Origin of the sequence: Streptomyces pimonensis (genome assembly GCF_041380215.1) — a bacterium.
GTDB lineage: Bacteria > Actinomycetota > Actinomycetes > Streptomycetales > Streptomycetaceae > Streptomyces > Streptomyces pimonensis.
Map to the genome: position 1 here is coordinate 41,131 of NZ_JAHWZY010000036.1, position 23,802 is coordinate 64,932.

Genomic DNA, 23,802 nt, shown 5'->3' on the forward strand with positions numbered 1-23,802 from the left:
CCCGGTACCGTCGGGCAGTCCCCGCGTGCGCCCGACCGTCTGAGGAGCCCCATGACCACCGCCGCCACCCGTCACAGCGACCGGAGGATCAGCCCGGTCTTCCTGGGCATCCTGGCCGTGACGGCGGTCACCGGGTGGGCCACCTGGACCGGGTTCGCGGAGCGTTCCGGGGTCGCCGTGTTCCTGTTCGTGACGGCCGCCTGGATCGTCTCCCTGTGCCTGCACGAGTACGCGCACGCGCGCACCGCCCTGCACAGCGGCGACATATCGGTGGGCGCGAAGGGCTATCTCACGCTGAATCCGATGAAGTACACGCACGCCCTGCTGAGCATCGTGCTCCCGGTCGTCTTCGTGATCATGGGCGGGATCGGTCTGCCGGGCGGCGCCGTGTTCATCGAGCGCGGGCGGATCCGGGGGCGCCGGCGGCACAGCCTGATCTCGGCGGCCGGCCCGCTGACGAACGTGCTGTTCGCGATCGTGTGCACGGCGCCGTTCTGGCTGGACGCGCTGGACGGCGTACCGGCCGGCTTCCGGTTCGCGCTGGCGTTCCTGGCGCTGCTCCAGGTGACGGCCGCGATCCTGAACTTCCTGCCGGTGCCGGGACTCGACGGCTACGGCGTGATCGAGCCCTGGCTGTCGCACGGCGTCCGGCGGCAGGTGGAGCCGTTCGCCCCGTTCGGTCTGCTGTTCGTGTTCGCGCTGCTGTGGGTGCCGTCGGTGAACGGTGCGTTCTTCGACGTGGTCGACTCGCTGCTCGGAGCGCTCGGCATCCACGAGTTCGACACGTACTGCGGTTACGAGCTGTTCCGCTTCTGGCGCGGTGAGGACGGCTTCTGCGCGGTCAGCCCGTGACCGGGCCGCCGTCCCGCCTCGCCGCCCGCCCGCGCCGCAGGTAGTACCAGGTCATGTTGGACGACAGTCCCGCCAGCAGCACCCAGACGACGCCGATGAGCACGCTGCCCCGGACGAAGGAGACGACGGCCGCGGCGACGGCGAGGAGGCAGACGGCGAGGGCGTAGAGGGAGAGGCGGGGCATGGTCGGAGGCTCCTGTCGGGGGACACTGCTACGGCGTCCAGTGTCCCCCATCGCCTCATACGTCCGTGACGCGGAGCCCGGCGTGCGCCTTGTAGCGGCGGTTGACGGAGATCAGGTTGGCGACCAGCGACTCCACCTGGTGGGCGTTGCGCAGCCGCCCGGCGAAGACGCCCCGCATGCCGGGGATGCGCCCGGCCAGCGCCTGCACGATCTCGACGTCGGCGCGGACCTCGCCGAGCACCATCACATCGGTGTCGATCTCGTCGATCTTTGGGTCCTGGAGCAGCACGGCCGACAGGTGGTGGAAGGCGGCGGTGACCCGGGAGTCCGGGAGCAGCGCGGCGGCCTGCTGGGCGGCGCTGCCCTCCTCGGGCCTGAGCGCGTAGGCGCCCTGCTTGTCGAAGCCGAGCGGGTTGACGCAGTCCACGACGAGCTTGCCGGCCAGTTCCTCCCGGAGGGACCCGAGCGTCTCGCCGTGGCCGTCCCAGGGCACGGCGACGATCACGATGTCGCTGCGGCGGGCGGTCCCGGCGTTGTCGGCGCCCTCGACGCCGTGCCCGAGCTCCTCGGCGGCGGCCTGCGCCCGCTCGGCGGCGCGGGAGCCGATGATCACCTTCTGGCCGGCCTTGGCGAGCCGGTACGCAAGGCCCTTGCCCTGGGGACCGGTGCCGCCGAGCACGCCGACGACGAGCCCGGAGACGTCGGGCAGGTCCCAGGGGTCCTTGGCGGGGGCCTTCGCGGGCTGCTGTGCGCTGTCACTGGAGGTCATGGACCGACCTTACGTCCGTGGCGGCACCGCGTCCGGCGGGCGTGAGCCCTGTCACGCGCCCCGGGGCCGTGTCCCCGGTTCGGGCGAATCCGGTTCGAACACCGGGACGCGGGGGCTCGGCTGGGGAAGGATGCGGCCGCATGGACGCCGTACGGGTCGCGCTGCTGCGGGAAGTGCTCGCCGGGACGGAGTGGCTGGGCACCACCCGGCACTTCGCGGGGACCCTGCGCGGGTCGGTGGTCTCGCACGGCGGCGGGCTGCTGCTCGTGGGCACGCCGGAGTACGAGCCCTGGCACCTGGCGGCGCACCTGGCGGACGAGGCCGCCTGGTCGGGCACTCCGGAGCTGGCCCCCACCCTCGTACGGCACGACGCGCGCCCCTCGGACCCCGCGCACCTGGCGGTGGGCCTGGGGCGGCTGGAGGCGGCGCGGCGGGGTGAGACGCTGCTGGTGGTGGCGCCGTCCGGGGAGACGGCCGGGGAGGCGGCCGCCCCGCTCCTGGAGCGGGTGTGCGACGCCCGCCGGGCCGGGGCGACGGTGCTGTCGCTGGGCCCCGGCGAGGGCGAGCTGCCCGCGATGGCCCACGAGATCCTGCCCGTGCCCGACGGCTCCGAGCCGGACCTGGACACCGTGCAGCACCTGGTCAGCGCGGCGGCCGGGGAGAACGTCCTGCCGGCCCGCCGGGGCCCCCGCCGCTTCCGGGACCGTCTGTCACGGCTGGCCGACCTGCTGACCGCCCCGCCGCCGACGCGCTGGTAGCGGCCCGCAGCGGTGCGGTCAGTCCTCGTCCCGCCCGTCCGCGGGGGCGTCGTGCCATCTGGGGTCGTTCTCCCACTGGAGGTTGCGCTCGCGGGCCGTCTCCATGGCGTGCTCGGCCTCGGTACGGCTCGTGTACGGGCCGAAGCGATCCTTGGCCGGGCACTCGGGGCCCTCCTCGACCTTCTGGTGCTCCAGGCAGTAGTACCACTCGCCCGGCTTTCCGACCGTCCGCTTCTTGAACAGGGGCATGACCGTCTCCTCTCGCCGTCTCACCAGGAGGATGGTCCCCCGTCGCCGCTGAACTAGACTCGCCGGCATGTCTGGCCAGTCGCTGCTCGTCCCTGGGGAGCTGTCCCCCACCCGTTCCGTGCCCGGGAACATCCGTCGTCCCGAGTACGTCGGCAAGCCCGCCCCGGCTCCGTACACCGGTCCGGAGGTGCAGACGCCCGAGACGGTCGAGGCGATGCGGACCGCCGGCCGGATCGCCGCGCGGGCGATGGAGGAGGCCGCGAAGCTGATCGCTCCCGGCGTGACGACGGACGAACTGGACCGGGTGGCGCACGAGTACATGTGCGACCACGGCGCCTACCCGTCGACGCTCGGCTACCGCGGCTTCCCCAAGTCGCTGTGCACGTCGGTCAACGAGGTCATCTGCCACGGCATCCCGGACTCGACGGTGCTGCGCGACGGCGACATCGTCAACCTGGACGTGACGGCGTACATCGGCGGGGTGCACGGCGACAACAACGCCACGTACCTGGTCGGGGAGGTGGACGAGGAGAGCCGCCTGCTGGTGGAGCGCACCCGGGAGTCCCTCAACCGCGCGATCAAGGCGGTCAAGCCGGGCCGGCAGATCAACATCATCGGCCGGGTGATCGAGTCGTACGCCAGGCGCTTCGGCTACGGCGTGGTCCGTGACTTCACGGGCCACGGCATCAACTCGTCCTTCCACTCGGGCCTGATCATTCCGCATTACGACAGTCCGCACGCGACGACGGTGATGCAGCCGGGGATGACCTTCACCATCGAGCCGATGCTGACGCTGGGGACCCACGAGTACGACATGTGGGACGACGGATGGACGGTCGTGACGAAGGACCGCAGGCGCACGGCCCAGTTCGAGCACACGCTGGTGGTGACGGACACGGGCGCGGACATCCTGACGCTGCCGTAACGCTTCTCCCGTCCCCCCCCTTGCTCCCGGCCCGCCCCTTTCCGGAGGAGTTCCGGAGGGGCGGGCTTCTCCCGTGCCGTGACGGAGTGGGAGGTTACCGACGCCCCGTCGGAAAGGGCGACGGCGTCCGCTTCCACGTCCTCGAGGAGATCCCCGACCCGACGGCCTTCAAGCGGGGTTACCGCGAACTCCTGGACGCGGTCCCGGTGGACGATCTGGAGAGGCAGCGCGTCGTGAGCGAGTGCAAGCGGGCGTTCGTCCTGCACACGGACCTCTTCCGGGCCTTGGACGAGGAGTTCCCGCTGCCGGCGTGACCCTGCCGCCCGAACGACCCGGTCACCGCCCGGAGAGAGCGAGGCCGCGGGGTTCGATGCGCTCCTCCACCGCCCTGCCTCCGACGTTCTCGACCAGGTAGGCGCCCTTGCCGGGGATTTCCGTCACCGCCTCCACCAGTTCCGTCCCCCGGTACACCAGACCGACTCCGTCATCCGTGCAGTGCGCGGCGGGCAGGGTGCCGTCCGCCACCAGCCGGTGGATCAACGGGCGCCGGCCCTCGTCCGAGTCGTAGTGCACGCCGTTGCCGTACGGCAGGAAACCGAGCGCGTCCGTGACCGGACGCAGCTCCGGCCCGAACGAGTCGGTCGCGCCTCCCCGGAACCAGCAGAGGGAGCCCGCGCTGACCCCGCTCAGCACGACGCCGGCCTGCCAGGCGCGGTGCATGACACGGTCCAGGCCGTGCGCCCTCCACACCGCCAGCAGATTGACCACCGAGCCTCCCATGACCCAGACCACGTCGTGGTCGAGGACCGTGCCCTCGACGTCGTCGACATTGGGCATGGGGAACAGGTGCAGCGGCGTCAGGTCGAATCCCGCCACCCGCGCGGCCTCGGTCATACGGGCCGTGAAGTGCTCGGCGTCCCCGACGGCGGTACCGACGTACATGATGCGCGGGCGTCGGCCGTGCACCCCGGAGAGGTCGACCGCGTGGTGCACCAGGGCGTCGAACACGACCCTGGTCCGTCCCCCGACACGATGTCCGCCGGAGGTCGCGAGGATGGTCGGTTCCGGTGCCGTCATGGCCCTGATCGTACCGGTGGCGTGCTGACGGGCCCGGCCGCCTCGGGTTCCCCTGCGGACGGGACGCACGGGAGCGTGTCCCGCACGGTCGGGCCGACGGCCGTCAGCGTTCCAGATGGACCCGGCCGCCGATCTCCGTCCAGCCCTCCGGCTGGGGGGCGGTGAGGATCTGGGAGCCCGTGCCCTGGGTGATGTTCAGGGCGCGGCCCAGGCGGTCGGTGAGGAGAAGGGCCGCGGCGCCCGTCGCCTCGTCCTCGTCGATGCCGTCGTCCCGGCCGGGGAAGGCGCGGGCCCGGATCCGGCCGGCCGGCTCGTCCAGCCAGGCCCAGGCGTAGATCCACTCCCCCTTCGGCGGCACGGGCAGGTCGTCCACCTCGGCGGCGCTCGCGTACTGGCGCAGGGTGCGCGGCGGCGCCCACTCCGCCCGCGCCTCGATCCAGCAGAACTCCCCGTCCTGCCGGGCACCCACCACCCCGGCCGGCACGACCAGCTCGGGCACGTCCAGCAGCCAGGCCGTACCGACGCAGGGATGGCCGGCGAAGGGCAGGCGCAGGGTGGGGGTGTAGATGTCGATCACCCCGCGCTCCGGGTCGTCGACGAACACGGTCTCGCTGAAGCCGAGTTCGGCGGCGAACGCCTGCCGGTCCTCCCGCTCGGGCATCACCGAACCCTCGCGCACGACACCCAGTTCGTTGCCGTACCCGCCGCGAGGTCCGCAGAAGACGCGCAGCACGTCGTAGTCAGTCACGGACGGCATTCAAGCACCGCGCGAGCCGCGAGGTCGTGCCAGGTCACAAGGGCGACCGGGGACGGGCCAGGCGGGAGTGGGCGTCGTCGTGGGGCGGGGAGGCCGTCCTACCGGCGTTCCTTGACGACCCGTCGGCACTCGTCCGGCGGGATCGGCATCACCGACTCCGGCGCTCAAACGGAGGGAAGCCGCACCGGAGCCCGTGCACCGGCCGTGACGGAGGGCACCTCGACCGGTCACGGACCGGCGACGTCCCCTGCCCTCCTGAGCATGGAGCTGAGCTCGTCCCCACGGCGTCGTGCCGCCCGGTCCGCCGGCGCCGGCCGCCCGGCGACCTGGACGGCGTGGGCGCCGGGTCGCCGAAGGCGGTCCGCGGGTGCTCTCCCGTGACCGCGCAGTGCGCCGTGACCTCCTTGACCGCCCGGAGCACGACGGCCCGGCCCGGCCGTCCGCCGGGTCACGGTGAGGCCGCTGGATCCGGTCCCGGCGCTCGCGCCGCTCCCCACCCCGGTAGGGTTCGCCTCCGGGAAGGGGAAGGTGAAGGAACCGGATGAGCAGGGATCTCGGCCTTCGAAGGCTCCGCAGGCACCGCAGGCTCGACTCGTGCGTGCTCGTGATCGCTCTGGCGGTCACGGCGAGCGGCTGCGTGGTGGTGCACGGTGAGCGCGAGGTGCTCCCGGCCACCACCCGCGCCGAAGCCGCCGAGGTACTCGAGGAGTTCACGGCCGCGTACAACAAGGCCGACAAGGCGTACGACAGTTCCCTGGACGCCGACCACACCGCCGGTGCCCTCGCCGACATCGACGGGGCGCGGCTGAAGGCCGGGCGGGCCAACAGCCCACAGGGCAACGCCTCGCACACGCCGCTGGAGCTGACGGACGCGAAGTTCACCATCCCGAAGAAGGCCGGCTGGCCGCGCTGGTTCCTCGCCGACGCGGCCGGCAACAAGGGCGGCGAGTCGCGCTGGCTGCTGGTGTTCACCCGGAACGGGCTGGACGAGACCTGGGAAGCGGCGTATCTGACGCTGGTCGCCCCGGACGACATACCGGAGTTCAGGACCGACAAGGACGGGTGGGCCGAGGCCGTACCCGCGAACTCGACCGAACTGGCTGTGAAGCCGGGCGAGTTGAGCAACCACTACGTCACGTATCTGAAGGACGGCGGGGACGCCTTCGCCGACGGACCGTACACCAGCGGGTGGCGGGCGCAGCGCGGGAAGAAGTCGTCGCGGCCGGGGCTGGCCACGCAGTACATCGACGAGCCGCTGACCGACGGCGACTACGCGCCGCTGGCGCTGCGCACGGAGGACGGCGGGGCGCTGGTGTTCTTCGCCACCCGCCACTTCGAGAAGCGGACCGCCGCGGCAGGGGCGTCGGTGCCGACGCCGAACAGGGACGTGCTGGCGCTGACGACCGGGGAGATACGGCAGTCGCTGACGATGGAGTTCGTCTCCAACGGGGTGGCGCTAGATCCGGCCGACGGCGAGGTGGGGATCCTGGGGCGGCTCCAGGGGCTGACGTCGGCACAAGGGGAGTAGCGGCGGACCCGCCCGTCAGTGGCGCAGGGGCCAGGCCGCGCCCGCGTGATCGGACTGTCCGCCGACGTGGCGGGCGCAGGAGTCGGTGAGGACCTCCAGCAGGCTCAGCGGGTCCGGGAGGGGATGCTCGGGGCCGCGTACCCAGTGCACCGACTGGTCGTCGTCGCCGGGAAGACGGGCGGGCGGGACCAGGACGTAGGAACCGCGGCAGTGCCAGCGCAGGCCGGGGTGCTCGTCCATGGTCTCCGGGTGGCAGTCCAGCTCGCACGGCCACCACTCGTCCTCGTCCTCGGGGGTGCCGCGGGTGAGGGTGAAGAACAGCATGCGGCCGTCGTCGCTCTCGGCGACGGGGCCGACCTCGGTGCCGGCGTCGAGGAGGCGGGTGAGCGCCTCGCGGCCTGCGTCCAGGGGGACGTCCAGGACGTCGTGCACCATGCCGGTGGCGGTGATGAAGTTGGCCTGCGGCTGATGGCGGGCCCAGCTCTCGATCTGGGCGCGGTCGGTGGTGGACTGCGTCTGCCAGGCGAACGACACCGGGTGCCGGGCGGGGGTGGGACAGCCCACACGGTCGCAGGAGCAGCCGTATCCGACGGCGGGGTGGGCGGCGGGCGCGAGCGGCAGTCCCGCTTCGGCGGCGGCGAGCAGCAGGGTCTCACGGCCGCCCTCGTCGGCGGCCTGCTTCGGGCGGCGTCCTCGCAGCCACTGGGAGAGCCTGCCCTGCCGGCCGGTCCGGCCGTCGAACTCCGCGCTCATCTATCCCCTCGCCTCGCCGTCGTGCCACACAGCATGCCCCATGGTCCCACGATCGTGCGCGTCGGGGGGCCGGAGCGCACAATCGGCGCAGGTGGGACGAAGGGGGATCCGACGGGACGAGCGGTGGTGAAGGGGGCGCGCACGGCGCAGGAGGGGTGACGGAGGCGCACGGCAGGGGAGCACGACAGGGGCGTCCGCACCGGTTCGGGTGTCATGGGGCGGTCCGCGGTGATCCACGGACCCACCGTGGTCCTCCTGCTCGCACGTGTCGCGTCGACAGGGCTGGCGGCCGCGGCTTCCGTGGCCTCGCCGACGCTCACGGGCCACGGCGGCACCGCCCTCTGGAGTGAGCGCCGGGCCGCCGACGGCGGACTCGCTGCCGCGCGCCCCCACGCCGCCCACCGGGGCGGGGCCCGCGAGGTCCCGGGGAACGGCATGTCGGGGCCGACGGCGGCGTACCGGCCCGGTACGGCGCGGGTGCCGGACTTCGACACGCGGGCGCCGCGGGACGGCACGTCGGCGGTCTTCCACGACGCGACCCTGACGCGACCGCGCCGCGTCGCTGGACCGCAACGGCGTCATCACGGACGCGCCGGAGCGGCCGGCCCGGCCTCCGGCGCGGGTGCCGGGGGCGTGAGCACGGTGCCGGGACGGTGAGGCCGCCGGCCGTCCGTGCCGGTCAGCGGGGTGCGAGGCCGTTGAGGGCGTAGTCGACGAGGGTGTCGGTGTAGTCGTAGGTGATCGGGCCCGTGTACTGGAGCCAGCGCTGGGCGAGGGGGGAGACGAAGAGTTCCAGGGCGATGCGCGGGTCGACGTCGGGGCGGAGGCCCCCGGCGGCCTGGGCGGAGCGCAGCCGGTCGACGTACAGCTGGAGCTGGGGTTCCAGCAGCTGGGTGACGAGCCTGCGGCCGAGCTCCCCGTCGACGACGCCCTCGGCGGCCAGCGCACGGGAGGGAGCCTCGAAGGAGGGGTCCCGCAGTTCGTCGACCGTGGCGCGCAGGACGAGCTTGAGGTCGGCGGCGAGGTCGCCGGTGTCCGGGAAGGCGTACGAGGCCTGGCCGGCCGCCGCCGCCGTCCGCTCGGCCATGTCGAGGAACGCCTCCAGGAGCACGTCCGCCTTCGACGACCACCACCGGTAGATCGTCTGCTTGCCCACTCCGGCGCGGGAGGCGATGCCCTCGATGGTGGTCCTCGGGTAGCCGACCTCGACGACCAGGGCGAGGGCGGCGTCGTAGATGGCCCGCCGGGAGCGCTCGCTGCGGCGGGTGGCGTCGGGGGCGGGCTGGTTCTGGGCCATGGGGCGAATCTACCACTCGACAATACGGTGCGTCTCGCCGGGCAGTGGCGACCGCCGGAAGCGGGACGAAGCGCCTCGCGTCAGCGGGAGAGGATCGCCGTGCGCGGGGCGGAGCCGGAAACACGCTGGGCATCGGCGGCACCCGACGACGCCTGGACCGCGAGGCCCCGCGCGGCGGCGGGCACGCCGGACACGCCGGGGACGGGCTCGGCCCGCAGACGCAGAAGCGGGAACTGCCGCGCGGGCCGGAGGGGAAGCGGCGGGAGCCGGCGGGGAAGGGGACGAAAGGAAGGGAACGTCGCTCGGTCAGGCGCCGGTCATACGTCGCCGCCCGGCGGCCAGGGGTCGCCCCAGTCGGTGTCCCGGGCGGCCCGGTACAGGTCGCCGTGGCGCTTGGCGACCGTGGTGCGGCGCAGGGCCGGGTCCTTCTCGCACAGGTCGAGGAGGACCTGGCCCTTGCGGATCTGCGGCTTGCGGACGACGCGGGCGGGGGCCGGGGCGACCGGGAGGCGGGTGGCGGCGACGTAGCTGAACTTCTCGTCCTCGTAGGCGAGGGAACCGCCCTTGATCTGGCGGTGCAGGGAGGAACGGCTGACCCTCGCGGAGAAGTGGCACCAGTCCGTGCCGGGGGCGATGGGGCAGGCGGCGCTGTGCGGGCAGGGGGCGGCGACGTGGAAGCCGGCGGAGACCAGGCGGTCGCGGGCCTCGATGACGCGGGCGTAGCCGTCGGGGGTGCCTGGTTCGACGATCACGACGGCCTGTGCGGCGGCGGCCGCGGCGTCGACAAGGGCGGCGCGGTCGGGGGCGGTGAGCTCGTTGAGGACGTAGGAGACGGTGACGAGATCAGTGCTCTCGATGGTGAGCGCCGATCCGATACGGGAGCGGTGCCATCGGGTGTGGCGCAGGGCGGGGTGGGCGGCGGCGAGTTCCCGGCCGAGGGCGAGGGCGGGCTCGGCCCAGTCGAGGACGGTCACGGGGCGCTCCCCGCCCCAGGTCGCGCTCGCCGCCCAGGCCGCCGCGCCGGTGCCGCCTCCGACGTCCACGTGGCCGCCGGGCGCCCATCCGGGCACGGCGTCCGCGAACGCCTCGAGCGCGGACCGCACCGCCTCGAAGGTCGCGGGCATCCGGTAGGCGGCGTACGCGGCCACGTCGGCCCGGTCCCGCAGGATCGGCGCCTCGGTCGGGGTGGCGCCCCGGTAGGTGGCGATCAGCCGCTCGACGGCCTGTGCGGCCTGCCGCGCCGGAAGCCCGTCGAGCAGCCCGGCGAGGGCGGAGCGCAGCGTTTCGGCGGTGGGCAGGGAGGCGGGGGCGTTCACCCGGCGATTCTACGAGGCCGAACGGGGGGCGGAGCACCGCTCACCTCCGGAAGCACCGCTCACATCGAGAACACCGCTCACCTCCGGAAGCACCGCTCACCGCTGAGAGCAGTACTCGCCACCGGGAGCAGTGCTCACATTCCTCTCACCGCACGGGCCACCCGCGTGGCCACCGCCGCTCTGAGCGTGTTGTCCGGCGTCGAGGGGCGACGTGGATGGACCGTGTTCGCCAAGAGGACCACGTACGTGTCCGTGGCCCGGTCCAGGACCAGGGACGTGCCCGTGAAGCCGGTATGGCCCGCGGCCCCCCGCCCCGCCAGTTCGCCCATGAACCACGGCTGGTCCAGGGCGAAGCCCAGGCCGGGCGGGGTGAACAGCAGGTCCACGAAGCCGGGACCGAGGATACGGGCGGGACCGTACGAACCACCCGCCAGCAGGGTCCGGCAGAAGACCGCCAGGTCCCGCCCGACGGAGAACAGCCCGGCGTGGCCCGCCACCCCGCCCAGCGCCCAGGCGTTCTCGTCGTGCACCTCGCCCCGCAGCATCCCCCGGTCCGCCTTGGCCCACGGCCGCCGCTGGTCCTCCGTCGCCGCCGCGTCCGGGCACGGACCGAAGCCGGTCGCGGTCATGCCGAGCGGCCGGGTGACGCCGTCGTGCACGAGGACGTCGAGCGTTCGGCCGGTGACGCGCTCCAGCACGTGCTGGAGCAGCAGCATGTTGAGGTCGGAGTAGCAGTACGCGCCGGGCGCCCCGACGGGCCGCTCCGCGCGCAGCAGCGCCAGTCGCTGCGCGTCGTCGGCGCAGTCGTACAGCGGGAGTTCGGGGCGCAGCCCGGAGGTGTGGGTGAGCAGCTGGCGGACGGTGATCCCGTGCCGCGCCGCCCCCGTGAAGTCCGGCAGGTACGCGCCCACCCGCGCGTCGATGCCCAGCGTGCGCCGTTCGATCTGCTGCACCGCGACCACCGAGGTGAACAGTTTGGTCAGCGACGCCAGGTCGAAGGGGGTGTCCACGGTCATCGGGACGCGTTCGGCCGGCGGCAGCTCGACCGGGGTGTCCGTCTCCCCGTCGTACGCCGCGTAGCGCACGGCCCAGCCCGCCGCCTCCTGCACGGCGAGCACCGGGCCGCGCCCGACGACCACGACGGCGCCCGCCGCCCAGGGCCGCTCGCCACCGGTGCGGGCCCGGACCTCCCAAACCAGGCGCCGGAGTTCCCGCGCGTCGAGTCCGGCCCGTTCCGGTGTGCCCTCACGCAGCCGCGGCGCGCTCAGACGCCCCCTCCCTTCCCGCCCTTCGCGCCCGTCCGTCCACCCCACGGACGGCACATTCCCAGGAAGCAGACCAGCGCCACCAGGGCGGCGGCCAGCTGGACGACGGCCATCGGGACGGCGGTGTCCTCCCCGGCGATCCCGACCAGCGGGGAGGCGATCGCCCCGATGAGGAAGGACGTCGTGCCGAGCAGCGCCGACGCGGAGCCGGCGGCGTGCCTGGTGCGCATCAGGGCGAGCGTCTGCGTGTTCGGCAGGGTGATGCCCATCGCGGACATCAGCACGAACAGCGCGGCGGCCACCGGCACCAGCCCGGCCTCACCGAACACACCCAGCGACATCACCAGCAGCGCGACCGCGGCGACCACCACGACGACGAGACCGATGCCGAGCACCCTGTCCAGACTGACCCGGCCGACCAGCACCTTGCCGTTGACCTGCCCCATGATCATCAGGCCGATCGAGTTGAGTCCGAACAGCAGGCTGAAGGTCTGCGGGGAGGCGCCGTAGATCTCCTGCACGACGAACGGGGAGGCCGCGACATAGGCGAAGAGGGAGGCGAAGGCGAATCCGCCCACGAGCATGTAGCCGGTGAAGGCCCGGTCGGCGAGCAGTGCGCGCATCGAGCCGAGCGCCTCGCCGACGCCCCCGCCGTGCCGGTCGGCCGGCGCCAGCGTCTCCGGCAGCTTCGCCCAGACGACGGCCGTCAGCAGCGCCCCGACGACGGTGAGGACGACGAACACGCCCCGCCAGTCCGTCACCCGCAGGATCTGCCCGCCGATGAGCGGCGCCACGATCGGCGCGACCCCGGAGATCAGCATGAGGGTGGAGAAGAAGCGGGCCATGGCCATGCCGTCGTACAGGTCGCGGGCGACCGCCCGCGCGATGACGATGCCGGCCGCGCCCGCGAGGCCCTGCGCCAGCCGGAAGGCGACGAGGAGTTCGACGGTCGGCGCGAAGGCGCACAGCGCGGTGGCGACGACGTAGACCGCGAGGCCGACGAGCAGCGGCCGGCGGCGACCCCACCGGTCGCTCATCGGGCCGACCACCAGCTGCCCGAGCGCCATGCCGGCCAGGCAGGCGGTGAGCGTGAGCTGGACGGTGGCGGCGGGCGCGTGCAGGGACCGGGTGACCTCCGGGAGCGCGGGGAGGTACATGTCCATCGCCAGCGGGGGCGTGGCGGTGAGGCCGCCGAGGAGAAGCGTGACCAGCAGGCTGGTGCGGCGGGCGGCGGTCGCGCGGAGCGCCGCTTTGGCCGTCGTCGGGTCCGGACCGGTCTTGTCCGGTGCCCCGCTCGCTCCTGGGTTCGCTGTCGGGTTCGCCGCCGAGTTCGATATGGACGCCCTGCTTTCGGGCATGTGGCCCCTCCCTTTTCATGCCATCGGCTCCCTATGCTCTCAGCTCGTACGGAGTGCTCGGCGTCGACGGCGATGTCATGGGAGCGCTTCCACCTACATTCCTTCACGATGTGACGAACGACACGAACAGGGTGGGACACATGACGGAGCAGAAGGTGCGCTGGGGCATTCTGGCGACCGGAGGGATCGCCGCGACGTTCACCGCGGACCTGGTCGACATGCCGGACGCGGAGGTCGTGGCGGTGGCGTCGCGGTCGGCGGAGCCGGCGAAGGCGTTCGCCGAGCGGTTCGGGATACCGCGGGCGTACGGTGACTGGCGGTCCCTGGCGCTCGACGAGGAGGTCGACGTCGTCTACGTCGCCACTCCGCACTCGGCGCACCGCGCGGCGGCCGGGCTGATGCTGGAGTCCGGGCGGAACGTGCTGTGCGAGAAGCCGTTCACGCTGAACGCGCGGGAGGCTCAGGAGCTGGTCGCGCTGGCACGGGGCAACGGGCGCTTCCTGATGGAGGCCATGTGGATGTACTGCCATCCGATGGTGCGGCGGCTGAAGGCGCTGGTCGACGACGGCGCGATCGGTGAAGTGCGCCATGTGCAGGCGGACTTCGGTCTCGCGGGGCCGTTCCCGGCGTCGCACCGGCTGCGGGACCCGGCACTGGGCGGGGGCGCGCTGCTGGACCTGGGCGTGTACCCGGTGTCGTTCACGCACCTGCTGCTCGGGGAACCGTCGGACATCACGGCGCGAGCGATGCTCTCGGAGGAGAGCGTCGATCTCCAGACGGGGGCACTGCTCTCGTGGGAGAGCGGCGCTCTCGCTTCGGTGCACTGCTCCATCGTGGGCGGTACGGCGACCTCCGCCTCGATCACCGGTTCCAAGGGCCGCATCGACATCCCGTACGGCTTCTTCTTCCCGGAGCGGTTCGTGCTGCACCGGGACGGCCGGGACGCCGAGGAGTTCACGGCCGACCCGGCCGACGGTCCCCGCGCCAGCCTCAAGCACGAGGCCGCCGAGGTGATGCGGGCCCTGCGGGCCGGCGAGACCGAGTCGCCGCTGGTCCCGCTCGACGGCACCCTCGCCGTGATGCGGACGCTCGACGCGATCCGGGACCGCGTCGGCGTCCGCTACCCCGGCGAGACGGAGCAGGACCGGCAGGCCGTCACGCCGGCTTGAGCCCCTGCTCCCCCACCTCCGTGACGAAGGAGGCGGCGGTCGTGAGCGGCGCGCCCTGCGTGGTCACGTGGGGCACCGTCCTGAAGTCGACGCGCGCCAGCTCACGGCCGAGCGACACCGTCGTGTAGCCGCGGAGCCCGCTGTAGAACCTCATGTGCGGGTTGGCGGCCATGTAGGTGTCCCAGTCGGAGGGCTTCTCCGAGCCGTTGCCGCCGCTGGTGACGGAGGTCGTGACGATCTCCGTGCCCACGGTCCGGGAGTCCGGGTCGGAGAAGTCGCGCTTGACGTCGAAGCCGTAGTGCACGTGCACGTCGCCGGTGAGGACCATGAGGTTCTCGACACCGGCGGCCTGCGCGCCGGCCAGCACCCGCTCGCGGGAGGCCGGGTAGCCGTCCCAGGAGTCCATGGAGACCTTGGAGGGCGCCGTGGCCGAGTTGAACCGCTGGGAGAACGTGACCTGCTGGGGCAGCACGTTCCACACCGCGTCCGACCGGTGCCAGCCGTTGAGCAGCCAGCGCTCCTGGGCGTCCCCGGTCAGGGTGCGCGCCGGGTCCTCGGACTCCGGGCCCGGGTACTGCCAGCCGTCCCCGTACGCCTGGTTGGAGCGGTACTGGCGGGTGTCGAGCACGTCGAACTGGGCCAGCCGGCCCCAGTGCAGGCGGCGGTACAGCCGCAGGTCCGGGCCCTCGGGCAGCTGTGGGCGCCGCAGCGGCATGTTCTCCCAGTAGGCCCGGTAGGCGGCCGCCCGGCGCAGCAGGAACTCCTCCGGCGGGACGTTGTTCTCCGGGATGTCGCCGGCGTAGTTGTTCTCGGTCTCGTGGTCGTCCCAGGTGACGACGAAGGGGTGCGCGGCGTGCGCGGCCCGCAGGTCGGGGTCCGACTTGTAGAGGGCGTACCGCAGTCGGTAGTCCTCCAGCGTCACCGTCTCGCGGCCGAACAGCGCGGGCAGGGTGCCCGCGGGATAGGCGCGCGAGCCGGCGACGGCGTTGACCGCGTACTCGTAGAGGTAGTCGCCGAGGTGGAAGACGACGTCCACGTCCTCCTCGGCGAGGTGCCGGTAGGCGGTGTAGTAGCCCTGGTCGTAGCGCTGGCACGAGACCACGCCGAAGGTCAGGCCGTCGGCCCTGCCGCGGGTGGCGGGCGCGGTGCGGGTGCGGCCGACCGGGCTGACGAAGCGGCCGGCCCGGAAACGGTAGTAGTAGACGTGGCCGGGGGCGAGGTGGCCGGCCTCGACGTGCACGGTGTGGTGGAACTCGGGGTGGGCGGTGGCCTCCCCCCGTCCGACGACGCGGCGGAACCGTTCGTCCAGGGCGAGTTCCCAGCCGACGGGGACGCGTCGGGCGGGCAGTCCGCCGTCGGCCTGGTAGGGGGCGGGAGCCAGGCGCGTCCACAGCAGGGCGGAGTCGGGCAGCGGGTCGCCGGAGGCGACTCCGAGCGTGAACGGGTCGTCGGTGAGCTGCGCGGCGTCGAGTTCGGCGGCGGCCGCGGTGCCCGCGCCGGGCACGTCGACCGCGAAGGCGAGCGCGGCGGCGGCGCCGGTGACGGTCAGGAACCGGCGGCGGCCGATGTGGCGGGCAGCCGCGCGGAGTTCGGGGGCGTGCTGGGACTGACGGGCCTCGGATGTCATCCGTTCCTCCCCTGGCATATGGATGCGGGAGGAATTGGAGTGGCCGGGGACGACCACGCATTGACGCGTACACAGCATTCGCATGACGGTCGCATGAGGTCCGCATGACGGACCCCCGTACGCTGCGGGCCCATGAACGCCCGGCGAACGGACGGACAGGGATCGCCGTGGTCACCGGGGCGGGCTCCGGCACCGGGCGCGCGGTGACGGTGGAACCGGTGCGCGGGGGTGGCCGGTGGTGCTGGCCGGGCGCCGCGAGGAGCCGCTGGAGGAGACGGCGGCGCCGGCCGCACGGGGGTCCGGGGCGCTCCGGGCGAACGGGGAGACCGCTCCGGAACCGGTGGGGGACGTCGCGGGCGTGGCCCGCACGGTGCGGCACACGGCCGAGCCGCCGCTGGAGACGAACGTGCGGTTCGCGACCGTACTGGCGACGACGGTGCCGTACGCGGACCGGGGCCGAGCGCGGCCGGCGCACCGACCCTGCACAGGCGTGATTCGAACGTCCGCGCCCTTACGGCCGGCAGCGGGCCCGTGTTCGCCCCTCCCGCAGCGAAGCTTCCCACGTGGAGTGGGCGGCTTGCGCAGGCTGCGTCCGGGGGAGGCGGCAGCCGTTCCACGCCACCGGGTCGGGGGCGGGCCCGCGCGGAACCGCGGGTGTGCACCGGTGGGCGGAACGGCTGCCGCGCGAAACGACCGGGCTCGCTACCGGGCGGGCTCGCTACCGGGCGGTGAGGATCCGCTCGGCCTCGGCCACCTGCGCGCCGGTGAGCGCGCCCTTCTCCAGCGCCCCCGCGTTCTCCTCCGCCTGGGCGACCGACCGGAAACCGGGGATCGGCACCGTGCGCGGGCTCCGGGCCCACAGCCAGGCCAGGGCGCCCTGGGCGAGGGTGCGGCCGTCGCTGGTGAGTACGTCCCGGAGCGCGTCGACGCGCGCGAGCCACTCCGGGTCGGCGCCGGACCCGGCACCGAAACCCCGCAGCCAGGCGGGCGGCCGGCTGCGGATGTCCCCGGCCTCCAACGTCCGCCGGCCCGAGTGCTTCCCGGTGAGCAGGCCCATGGCGAGCGGACTGCGGTTGACGGAGGCGAGGTCCGCCTCCTCGCACAGCCGGAGCATCTCGGGTGCGTCCGTGAGGACGTTGAGCGCGTGCTGCACGGCGGTGCAGTGCGGCCCCTTCGCGAACACGGCGGCACGGGCCGGGTCGTCGGTGCTCCATCCGTAGGCCCGGATCAGCCCCTGCGCCACCAACTCCTCACAGGCGTCCCGCAGCCGGGCGGCCCGCTCCGGGTCGGCGTCGGCGAGGTGGAGCTGGTACAGGTCGACGTGGTCCGTGCCGAGGCGGCGCAGCGAGTCGGTCAGGGCCCGGCGCAGGTGCTCCGGGGAGTCGTCGCCGCCGGTGAGGGTGCGGGAGTCCGGGTCGAAGACGTTGCCCCACTTGGTGGCGACGACGGCCTCGTCCCGGCGCCGCCCGAGGGCCCGCCCGAGGACGTACTCGCTGTGTCCGGTTCCATAGACGTCGGCGGTGTCGAAGAAGGTGACCCCCAGGTCGAGCGCGCGCCGGATCGCCCGCGTCGACTCCTCGTCGTCGACCCTGCCCCACCCCAGGGGCTGTCCGGTGGCGTCCTGCCACTCACCGCCGATCGCCCAGCAGCCGAACCCGACGGCGCTGACCTCGATACCGCTGCGTCCCAGTGTCCGTGTGGTCTCCATGCCCCGGAACACTAGGGCGAAGGCAAGCCGCCGACTCGGCGCCGGGGCCTGTCGGTGCCGTGTGCCAGGCTCGGCGCCCATGAGCGACCACCTGCCCCCGCCCCCGCCCCCGGCCGACGGCCTCTGGGACTCCATCGACGACCTGTGCGGCTGGCTGGACGCCAACCGTCCGGCCGACGGCCGGGAGGGCCTGCTGCTGCGGATCATCAAACTGTCCGAGGAGGTCGGTGAGGTCGCCGAGGCGGTGATCGGCGCGACCGGCCAGAACCCGCGCAAGGGCACCACCCACACCTGGGACGACGTCCGGTCGGAGCTGTGCGACGTCGCCGTCACGGCGCTGGTCGCCCTGCGCACCCTCACCCCCGACGCCCGCGAGGTCTTCACCGACCACCTGGCCCGGGTCACGCGCCGCTCGCTCGGCACCTGACGCCGGCACCGGATGAACGCAAGGTGCGCTTCCCGCACCCGAAGGAGACGCCCCTCGCCCGCCCCCACCGCGCCCCGGGACGACTGCTTCGAGCGCCTCGACGTCCACCGCCACAAGCCGACGGCGCATGCGGGCGGGCCCGGGACCCGGACGAGCGGCATCCCAGCCCGCCGGGCGGACCGGTCGTCCACGTCCTCGACCGGCAGTCACGGGGACACCCGGACCGGCCAGGGCACCACGGCCGCCCTCGGACCCTCCGTCCAGGGCCTCACCAGCACGGTCCTGCACGACGTGGCCGTGCCGGCCGGGCCCGGCGGACCCGGCGGACCCGGCGGACCCGGCCGGCACGGCCCGTCGACTGATCGGCCCAGTGGCCGCGCCGCGCCACCCGATGCGACTTAGCGTGAGAGTTCGTCACAGTGTGCGCTCATCCGGGAGGCGAGATATGCGGCACATACGCCGCCGCGGTCTGACTCTGAGCATCATCAGCGGCTTGGCGGCCGGCTCGATGCTGCTGGCCACGAGTCAGGCAGCGGCCACGGAGGACCGGGACCGGCCGCCCAGGCCGTCGGCCGGACACACGAAGGACCGGACACGCCACGAGACCCACACCGTGGCACGCGGGAACACCCTGTGGGAGATCGCCGAGGACCACTACGGCGACGGGACGACATGGTGGGTCCTCTTCGGAGCCAACGCCGGGACCATCGAGAGGACCGCCCGGGACCACGAGCGCGACGGCAGCGACATCGGCCACTGGGTCTTTCCCGAAACCGAGTTGGCCGTCCCGGATCCCACCGCGGTGAAGACCGGCGTGCAGGCCGTCCAGGAAGCCCTGGACCGCGCCCTGACACAGCATCCACAGCTGCTCGGCAGCACGCTCTGCCCCGGAGCGCAGGCGCCCGAGGACATCGGCGAGTGCTTTCCCGGACTGCTCGACCGAGCACCCCTGTTGCTGGACCGGCTCAACCTCCTGGAGGAGGTCTCCGGCAGCGCGCTCCTCGAACTGGTCGAGCCCTTCCTCATCTGCGTGACGGAGGACGAGGACGCCGCCGCCTGCCTGACGGAGGCGATCTTGGCCCTGCCCGCTCAGGAGTGACGGACCGCGCCGGGTCACGGCGAGCGGCCCGGCGCCGGTCGCGCCCTGCCCTTCCGGGTGACGACGGGTGCGTCACCGGCGAGTGCGTCACCGGCGCCGCCGGCGGCGACGAACAGCAGCGGACGGCCCCGCTGCCCCTCCTGCCGTCAGCCGGGCGCGGGCAGGGTCTCGGCGCGGCGGCCGGGCGCGGGATCAGTGCGGCGCACTGCTCGCGCCCCTGCGCCCTTCCCGTCGGCGCCGCGCCAGATCACCGGCCGCCTCCGGCCACCTCGGGTACGCGAAGCCGAAGCCCGCCTCGAGCAGCCGGCCGGGAACGACGCGACGGCTCTTGAGCAGGAGCTCCGTGTCCGAGCGCAGCGCGAACGCACCCACTTCGGCCATCCACCGTGTCGCGGGCAGCCCCACCGGCATACGCCACACCTCGCGCAGGTCGCGCATGAACGCACGCTGCGGCAGCGGTTCGGGGGCCGCCAGGTTCACCGGACCGGTGAGGTCGTCCCGGTCGACCAGGAACTCCACCGCCCGGACGAAGTCGTGGTCGTGGATCCACGACACGTACTGCGCACCGCCCCCGACCGGCCCGCCCAGGCCGACCCGGGCCAGCCACGACAGGACGTCGAAGACCCCGCCCCGGTCGGGGCTCATCACCATGGCGGAGCGCAGGGCCACCTTGCGGGTGCGCCCGGTGGCCGCCTCTTCCTGTTCGCGCTCCCAGGCCTTGGCGATGTCGACGCTGTGGGACCAGTAGCCCGGCACACCCGGCTCCGCCCCGCCGATCACACCGGTGGCCTCGTCGTGGGGTGCGTCGAAGCGGTGGGCGTAGACGGTGGCGGTGCTCATCTGGAGCCAGACCCGCGGAGGGCGCGCCGCGGCGCCGATCACCTCGCCCACGACCCGGGCGGACAGCACCCGCGAGTCCATCATGGCGCGGAGGTTGGCGGGGGTGTAGCGGCAGTTCACGCTGCGGCCGGCCAGGTTGATCACGACGTCGCTGCCGTCGATCACGTCGGCCCACGGCCCCGGCGTCCTGCCGTCCCAGTACACCTCACCCGGCGCCCCCGGCCGCCTGGTCAGCACCACGACCTCGTGCCCGGCCGCGCTCAGCGCACGGTTCAGGACGGTTCCCACCTGCCCGGTCCCCCCGGGAATCACGATCCTCATCAGCCCCGCCCTTCGTAGGGGGCCACCCTACCGCCCTTTTGAACGTGTTCAAATAGCTGGCCCGATGTGCCATGCTGGCGGTGCAGGCGCCGTCACCCGCACGGCGACGAGCCGACCGCCTCGAACGAGGAGCCACCATGGCCGCCGGATCCGCGGACAGCCCCGCCACCCTCTACGGGCCCGTCTCCCTCGTCCTCGGCACGGCCGCTCTGGTCGCCGTCGTGCCGGCCGGCCTCCTCGGCATCGCGATCCCCCTGCTCCTCGGCAGCCTCGCCGTCACCTTCGCGCTGCTCGGCCTGGGCCAGAAGCTCAACCGGGTCCAGTGCGGCGTCGGCCTCGTCACGGGATCCCTGGGCGTGCTCCACCCGGTCCTCCTGGTCGTGGCCTGAGCGCGACGTGGCGGGGCCCGGCCTCCCCGCTTCCTTCGCCCGTCGGCAGTGGTCGAGCACAGGGATGAGGAACGACTCGGTCTTGCCGCGCCGGTGCCGGTGGTCACCAGCGTGGGCCGGGGGGTGCCCGTCCTTGCTGGTCGGTCTCGCGAACGCCTCGGCCTGGTGGGCGTACGGCGGCGGGAAGTCGGCCGGGTACCGGTCCAGGTGGCGCTGTCAGCCGTTCTGCGCCGTCCGGAAGGGCCGCCGGATGCGCAGGTACGGCCCGCGGAAGAGCCCGTCGGCCGGGGGGAGGAAGTCCTCCGGCACGTCCTGGGTGTCGGGATCGGCCAGCGCGAACGTCGTCGTCAGGTACTCGACCGTCGTGTCGCGCAGTGTCTGCGCGGCGAGTACGGGTCTCATGACGCGCTGCGGCCCCCGTCTCCCGAGTCGTCCCGTGATCCGAATCGATCACGGACCACCTTACGAGGAGGGTCCGACCACGCCCCGCGGTTCTCTCACATCCGGCGAACGCCTCCCCGCCGGAAACGCGGCGTGCCCGGTCAGCAGGTCCTGGAGCCGCTGTGGAACACGGGAATGTCGTCGTCGCCCATCGGGTCCGCGGGGTGATCGGGTACGGACTCCTCCGTGACCGGCGACAGTACGGCGACCGGCCGCCCGTTCCTGGTCACCGTGATCCGCTCACCACGCTCGGCCGCGGCGGGGTACTTCGAGGCGTTCCGGGTGAAGTCACGCGCGGTCGTCTCCATGCGGTGCGTGCCTGTCGGGGGCGAGCGGTCAGGGACCGAGGTCGATGAGGCGTACGGACTGGCCCTTCCACGTTTCGGGTGCGGTTGTGGCGATGACCGCACCGTTCGGCCGCTCCGCCGTGGGCTCGGCGACGTACCGGGTGTGGGCCGGGGCCCAGGAGGTCCCGCGGGCCACGGCGAGCGCGGCGGGCAGGTCCAGTTCCAGGACGGTGATGCCGGGGAGTGCGGCGAGGTGCCCGGCCGTACGCGGTCGGCCGAGACCAGGGCGCAGGCCGGGGCGTAGAGGAACCAGCCCGCCTCGGTATGGGCACGATGGATCAGCCGGGAGGCGAGCGCGTCGCCCTTACCGGCCGCGACCATAGCGGTGTCGTCGAGGACGATGTGCAGGGGTTCGGCCGTCACCTGACGCCCGCCTCGCCCAACCGCCGGTCCAGCTCCGCGTCGAGAGCCGCCCGTTCGCTCGCGCTCGGGCCGTAGCCGTTCCACTCGCGCAGGGCGGCGCGGGCCTGCTCGGCCCTCTCCGCACGCTCCTCGGGGGTGAGCAGCGTCTCCGCGAGGTGCGAGAGGTAGCCCCGCAGGGACATGCCTTCGGAGGAAGCTATACGGGCGAGCCTGTCCCGGGCCTCGGCGGGGATGCGGACGTTGGCGTCGGACATGATGCCTCCTTCGTACTGGACCACCAGAGGACGGGTACGGGTACGTACCCGTCCGATACTCGCGATCACAAGGCCACTCGTCCGGCCGCGATCTCGTACTCCGACCAGACCGTCTTGCCCGGACCATGCGGCCGGGGGCGCCAGTCCCAGCGGGTGGCGAGCGCCGTGACGAGGAGGAGGCCCCGGCCGGTTTCGGTGACGGACGGGTCCTCCTGCGGGCGGGCGTCGCCCGGTCGGGGCGGGACTCGTTCGCCCCGGGTGTCGGTGACCTCGATACGGACGGTGGTGGAGCGGGGCCCGGTGGGGAGGAGCGTGAGGCGGAAGTGGAAGTCACGGCCGGGGACGTGGCCGTGCAGCACGGCGTTCGCCGCCAGTTCGGCGACGATCAGCACGATCGCGTCGTGGTCGTGGGTGCCGTACGGGATGCCCCAGGCGTCCAGGCGGACGGCGGCGAGGTGACGGGCGAGACGCGCTCCGCGCGGGGTGGAGGTGAAGCACATCCCGAAGGTGCGGGACGCCGGCGCGGGTCCGGGTGGGGTGTTGTGCAAGTGAGGGGCGGGGGCGGCGAGTCGGCCGGGGCCGGTGAGGCCTGCGGGGTTGTTCGTCATGCCGACCACGGTCCCGTCGGTGGCGTGGCGTGACCAGTGGTGACGCACCGACGTGGGTCGCTGTACGCGGTGTGTCGGCGCGAGTACGAAGCGTGCGGCGTGACGACGTCCCCGGCGGGCGCGTTGGGCCGGAGAAGGCGGTGGTCGATGACGAAGCGTACGGGCGCGGACGCCCTGGCGGGCGGCGGGGACGGCGGAACGGTCGTGAGCGTCGGGGACGGGTGGGAGAGCGACGACGGCGGTGGCGGTGCGTGCCGCCCCGAGGACGGGGGCGGCAGGGGCGTGGTCGCCGCGTTCGGGCAGACCATGAAGACGCTGCGGCTGCGGGAGGGGTTGGACCGGGCGGAGTTCGGGAGCCGGATCGGGTACTCGGCGGCCACGGTCGCGTCGTTCGAGCAAGGGCGGAGGATTCCGTCGCCCCGGACCATCGAGCGGGCGGATGAGGTGCTGGGGGCCGGCGGGCTGCTGTGCCTGTGGAAGGAGGAGGTGGAGCGGGCTCAGTATCCGGTGTTCTTTCAGGGGATGGCGACGCTGGAGAAGGAGGCGGTTGAGCTCGTCTCGTACAGCATGCCCGTCCTCAACGGGCTGCTCCAGACCGAGGAGTACATGAGGGGGCTGCTCGGTATGAGGCGCCCCCCGCTGGACGAAGAGACCACAGAACAGCGTGTGGCAGCACGATTGGCCCGGCAGGACATCTTCGACCGACAGCCAGCGCCCTTCCTGAGCTTCGTGCTCGACGAGTCACTCCTTCGACGCCCCTACGGGGGTAAGGCCGTGTTGCGAGGGCAGCTGGAGCATCTGCTGCTGATCGGACAGAAGCGCAACGTCGAGATCCAGGTCATGCCGCTCGACCGTGAGGACAACGCGGGCGTGAACGGTCCGTTCACAGTCGTCACACGCAAGGACGGCAAGAAGTTCGTGTACGCCGAGGCACGAGGCATCGGCTCCCTGGAGACCGACCCAGAACAAGGGGTTCTGGCCGCCGCGCTCTATGGGATTATCCGATCACAGGCTCTCAGCTTGGCGTTTAACCTTTGAGGCGTTTCAAGCGGATATGTTCAGTGAGGGTCTCGACGCGTTTTACGGTTTTCCCGGTCTCGTATCGCTGAGCTGACCTGCGA

General features: G+C 73.1%; 26 protein-coding genes and 3 pseudogenes. 11 read left to right on the plus strand and 18 right to left on the minus strand.

Going from position 1 to position 23,802, the window contains the following annotated elements; genetic code table 11:
* Positions 1–51: 51 nt before the first annotated feature.
* Positions 52–852, plus strand: coding sequence for a site-2 protease family protein (locus KYY02_RS27350; protein WP_371242457.1), 801 nt, complete (start codon positions 52–54; stop codon positions 850–852).
* Here the strand turns inward: KYY02_RS27350 and KYY02_RS27355 are convergent.
* Together KYY02_RS27355 and npdG are read right to left on the minus strand one after the other, a co-directional pair.
* On the minus strand, positions 842–1,087 hold the full coding sequence (locus KYY02_RS27355; protein WP_371242459.1) for a hypothetical protein: 246 nt from the start codon (positions 1,085–1,087) through the stop codon (positions 842–844). The genes KYY02_RS27350 and KYY02_RS27355 overlap by 11 nt on opposite strands.
* A gap of 4 nt (positions 1,088–1,091) precedes the next feature.
* Positions 1,092–1,805 carry an NADPH-dependent F420 reductase gene (gene npdG, locus KYY02_RS27360; RefSeq protein ID WP_371242461.1) on the minus strand — a complete coding sequence of 238 codons (714 nt, stop codon included), beginning with the start codon at positions 1,803–1,805 and terminating at the stop codon, positions 1,092–1,094.
* Positions 1,806–1,945: 140 nt separating this feature from the next.
* Between npdG and KYY02_RS27365 the strand changes: the two genes are divergently transcribed.
* Positions 1,946–2,563, plus strand: coding sequence for a hypothetical protein (locus tag KYY02_RS27365; protein WP_371242463.1), 618 nt, complete (start codon positions 1,946–1,948; stop codon positions 2,561–2,563).
* 18 nt (positions 2,564–2,581) lie between these two features.
* Here KYY02_RS27365 and KYY02_RS27370 read toward each other — a convergent pair whose 3' ends face one another.
* Positions 2,582–2,812, minus strand: a complete 231-nt coding sequence (locus KYY02_RS27370) for a hypothetical protein (RefSeq protein WP_371242465.1) — start codon at positions 2,810–2,812, stop codon at positions 2,582–2,584.
* 67 nt (positions 2,813–2,879) lie between these two features.
* On the opposite strand from KYY02_RS27370, the gene map reads away from it, so the two are divergent.
* Together map and KYY02_RS27380 are read left to right on the plus strand one after the other, a co-directional pair.
* Positions 2,880–3,737 (plus strand): type I methionyl aminopeptidase, encoded by an 858-nt coding sequence (map, locus tag KYY02_RS27375; protein ID WP_371242467.1) that lies wholly within the window; start codon positions 2,880–2,882, stop codon positions 3,735–3,737.
* Positions 3,738–3,850: 113 nt separating this feature from the next.
* A pseudogene (locus tag KYY02_RS27380) lies at positions 3,851–4,051 on the plus strand (biliverdin-producing heme oxygenase); the annotation flags it as partial.
* 22 nt (positions 4,052–4,073) lie between these two features.
* On the opposite strand, the gene KYY02_RS27385 reads toward KYY02_RS27380, so the two are convergent.
* Positions 4,074–4,814, minus strand: a complete 741-nt coding sequence (locus KYY02_RS27385; RefSeq protein WP_371242469.1) for a Type 1 glutamine amidotransferase-like domain-containing protein — start codon at positions 4,812–4,814, stop codon at positions 4,074–4,076.
* A gap of 103 nt (positions 4,815–4,917) precedes the next feature.
* The gene (locus tag KYY02_RS27390; RefSeq protein WP_371242471.1) at positions 4,918–5,562 is read right to left on the minus strand and encodes a PhzF family phenazine biosynthesis protein; all 645 of its coding nucleotides are present in this window, start codon (positions 5,560–5,562) and stop codon (positions 4,918–4,920) included.
* A gap of 432 nt (positions 5,563–5,994) precedes the next feature.
* Between KYY02_RS27390 and KYY02_RS27395 the strand changes: the two are divergent.
* Positions 5,995–6,150 (plus strand): annotated as a pseudogene (locus KYY02_RS27395) (iron transporter); the annotation flags it as partial.
* Complete coding sequence (locus KYY02_RS27400) at positions 6,113–7,099, plus strand: SCO2278 family lipoprotein (RefSeq protein ID WP_371242473.1); 987 nt, start codon at positions 6,113–6,115, stop codon at positions 7,097–7,099. The pseudogene KYY02_RS27395 and the gene KYY02_RS27400, both read left to right, overlap by 38 nt.
* 15 nt (positions 7,100–7,114) lie before the next feature.
* Here KYY02_RS27400 and KYY02_RS27405 read toward each other — a convergent pair whose 3' ends face one another.
* The 5 genes from KYY02_RS27405 to KYY02_RS27425 form a co-directional block, all read right to left on the minus strand.
* The gene (locus tag KYY02_RS27405; protein WP_371242475.1) at positions 7,115–7,852 is read right to left on the minus strand and encodes a bifunctional DNA primase/polymerase; all 738 of its coding nucleotides are present in this window, start codon (positions 7,850–7,852) and stop codon (positions 7,115–7,117) included.
* Between the two features lie 679 nt (positions 7,853–8,531).
* Positions 8,532–9,149 (minus strand): TetR/AcrR family transcriptional regulator, encoded by a 618-nt coding sequence (locus tag KYY02_RS27410; RefSeq protein WP_371242477.1) that lies wholly within the window; start codon positions 9,147–9,149, stop codon positions 8,532–8,534.
* 317 nt (positions 9,150–9,466) lie between these two features.
* Complete coding sequence (locus tag KYY02_RS27415) at positions 9,467–10,465, minus strand: small ribosomal subunit Rsm22 family protein (RefSeq protein WP_371242479.1); 999 nt, start codon at positions 10,463–10,465, stop codon at positions 9,467–9,469.
* 134 nt (positions 10,466–10,599) lie between these two features.
* Positions 10,600–11,778: a serine hydrolase domain-containing protein gene (locus tag KYY02_RS27420; RefSeq protein WP_371242481.1), complete on the minus strand. Its 1,179-nt coding sequence runs from the start codon at positions 11,776–11,778 to the stop codon at positions 10,600–10,602.
* Positions 11,730–13,088, minus strand: coding sequence for a multidrug effflux MFS transporter (locus KYY02_RS27425; RefSeq protein ID WP_371242483.1), 1,359 nt, complete (start codon positions 13,086–13,088; stop codon positions 11,730–11,732). The genes KYY02_RS27420 and KYY02_RS27425 overlap by 49 nt, the downstream gene beginning before the upstream one ends.
* 140 nt (positions 13,089–13,228) lie before the next feature.
* Here KYY02_RS27425 and KYY02_RS27430 point away from each other — a divergent pair, with 140 nt between their 5' ends.
* Positions 13,229–14,257 (plus strand): Gfo/Idh/MocA family protein, encoded by a 1,029-nt coding sequence (locus tag KYY02_RS27430; RefSeq protein WP_371242485.1) that lies wholly within the window; start codon positions 13,229–13,231, stop codon positions 14,255–14,257.
* Here the strand turns inward: KYY02_RS27430 and KYY02_RS27435 are convergent.
* Together KYY02_RS27435 and KYY02_RS27445 are read right to left on the minus strand one after the other, a co-directional pair.
* Positions 14,244–15,884 carry an alkaline phosphatase D family protein gene (locus tag KYY02_RS27435; RefSeq protein WP_371242487.1) on the minus strand — a complete coding sequence of 547 codons (1,641 nt, stop codon included), beginning with the start codon at positions 15,882–15,884 and terminating at the stop codon, positions 14,244–14,246. The genes KYY02_RS27430 and KYY02_RS27435 overlap by 14 nt on opposite strands.
* Positions 15,885–16,602: 718 nt before the next feature.
* On the minus strand, positions 16,603–17,592 hold the full coding sequence (locus tag KYY02_RS27445; protein WP_371242489.1) for an aldo/keto reductase: 990 nt from the start codon (positions 17,590–17,592) through the stop codon (positions 16,603–16,605).
* Positions 17,593–17,671: 79 nt separating this feature from the next.
* Here KYY02_RS27445 and KYY02_RS27450 point away from each other — a divergent pair, with 79 nt between their 5' ends.
* Both KYY02_RS27450 and KYY02_RS27455 read left to right on the plus strand, forming a co-directional pair.
* Positions 17,672–18,019 carry a MazG-like family protein gene (locus KYY02_RS27450; RefSeq protein ID WP_371242491.1) on the plus strand — a complete coding sequence of 116 codons (348 nt, stop codon included), beginning with the start codon at positions 17,672–17,674 and terminating at the stop codon, positions 18,017–18,019.
* 445 nt (positions 18,020–18,464) lie between these two features.
* Positions 18,465–19,118 carry a LysM peptidoglycan-binding domain-containing protein gene (locus tag KYY02_RS27455; protein WP_371242493.1) on the plus strand — a complete coding sequence of 218 codons (654 nt, stop codon included), beginning with the start codon at positions 18,465–18,467 and terminating at the stop codon, positions 19,116–19,118.
* A 192-nt stretch (positions 19,119–19,310) separates the two neighbouring features.
* Here the strand turns inward: KYY02_RS27455 and KYY02_RS27460 are convergent, their stop codons facing one another.
* On the minus strand, positions 19,311–20,279 hold the full coding sequence (locus KYY02_RS27460; protein WP_371242495.1) for a TIGR01777 family oxidoreductase: 969 nt from the start codon (positions 20,277–20,279) through the stop codon (positions 19,311–19,313).
* Positions 20,280–20,416: 137 nt separating this feature from the next.
* Between KYY02_RS27460 and KYY02_RS27465 the strand changes: the two genes are divergently transcribed.
* The gene (locus KYY02_RS27465; protein WP_371242497.1) at positions 20,417–20,668 is read left to right on the plus strand and encodes a hypothetical protein; all 252 of its coding nucleotides are present in this window, start codon (positions 20,417–20,419) and stop codon (positions 20,666–20,668) included.
* A gap of 216 nt (positions 20,669–20,884) precedes the next feature.
* On the opposite strand, the gene KYY02_RS27470 is transcribed toward KYY02_RS27465, so the two are convergent.
* The 5 genes and pseudogenes from KYY02_RS27470 to KYY02_RS27490 all read right to left on the minus strand — a co-directional run bounded on the left by KYY02_RS27470 (position 20,885) and on the right by KYY02_RS27490 (position 22,681).
* Positions 20,885–21,070, minus strand: a complete 186-nt coding sequence (locus KYY02_RS27470; protein ID WP_371242499.1) for a hypothetical protein — start codon at positions 21,068–21,070, stop codon at positions 20,885–20,887.
* Between the two features lie 140 nt (positions 21,071–21,210).
* Entirely contained in the window at positions 21,211–21,417 is a 207-nt protein-coding gene (locus KYY02_RS27475) for a type II toxin-antitoxin system Phd/YefM family antitoxin (protein WP_371242501.1), read from the minus strand.
* Between the two features lie 28 nt (positions 21,418–21,445).
* Positions 21,446–21,777 (minus strand): annotated as a pseudogene (locus tag KYY02_RS27480) (hypothetical protein).
* A gap of 38 nt (positions 21,778–21,815) precedes the next feature.
* Positions 21,816–22,073 (minus strand): hypothetical protein, encoded by a 258-nt coding sequence (locus KYY02_RS27485; RefSeq protein WP_371242503.1) that lies wholly within the window; start codon positions 22,071–22,073, stop codon positions 21,816–21,818.
* A 65-nt stretch (positions 22,074–22,138) separates the two neighbouring features.
* Positions 22,139–22,681, minus strand: a complete 543-nt coding sequence (locus KYY02_RS27490) for an ATP-binding protein (RefSeq protein WP_371242505.1) — start codon at positions 22,679–22,681, stop codon at positions 22,139–22,141.
* Positions 22,682–22,828: 147 nt separating this feature from the next.
* On the opposite strand from KYY02_RS27490, the gene KYY02_RS27495 reads away from it, so the two are divergent.
* The gene (locus KYY02_RS27495) at positions 22,829–23,719 is read left to right on the plus strand and encodes a helix-turn-helix domain-containing protein (RefSeq protein WP_371242507.1); all 891 of its coding nucleotides are present in this window, start codon (positions 22,829–22,831) and stop codon (positions 23,717–23,719) included.
* Positions 23,720–23,802 lie beyond the last annotated feature (83 nt).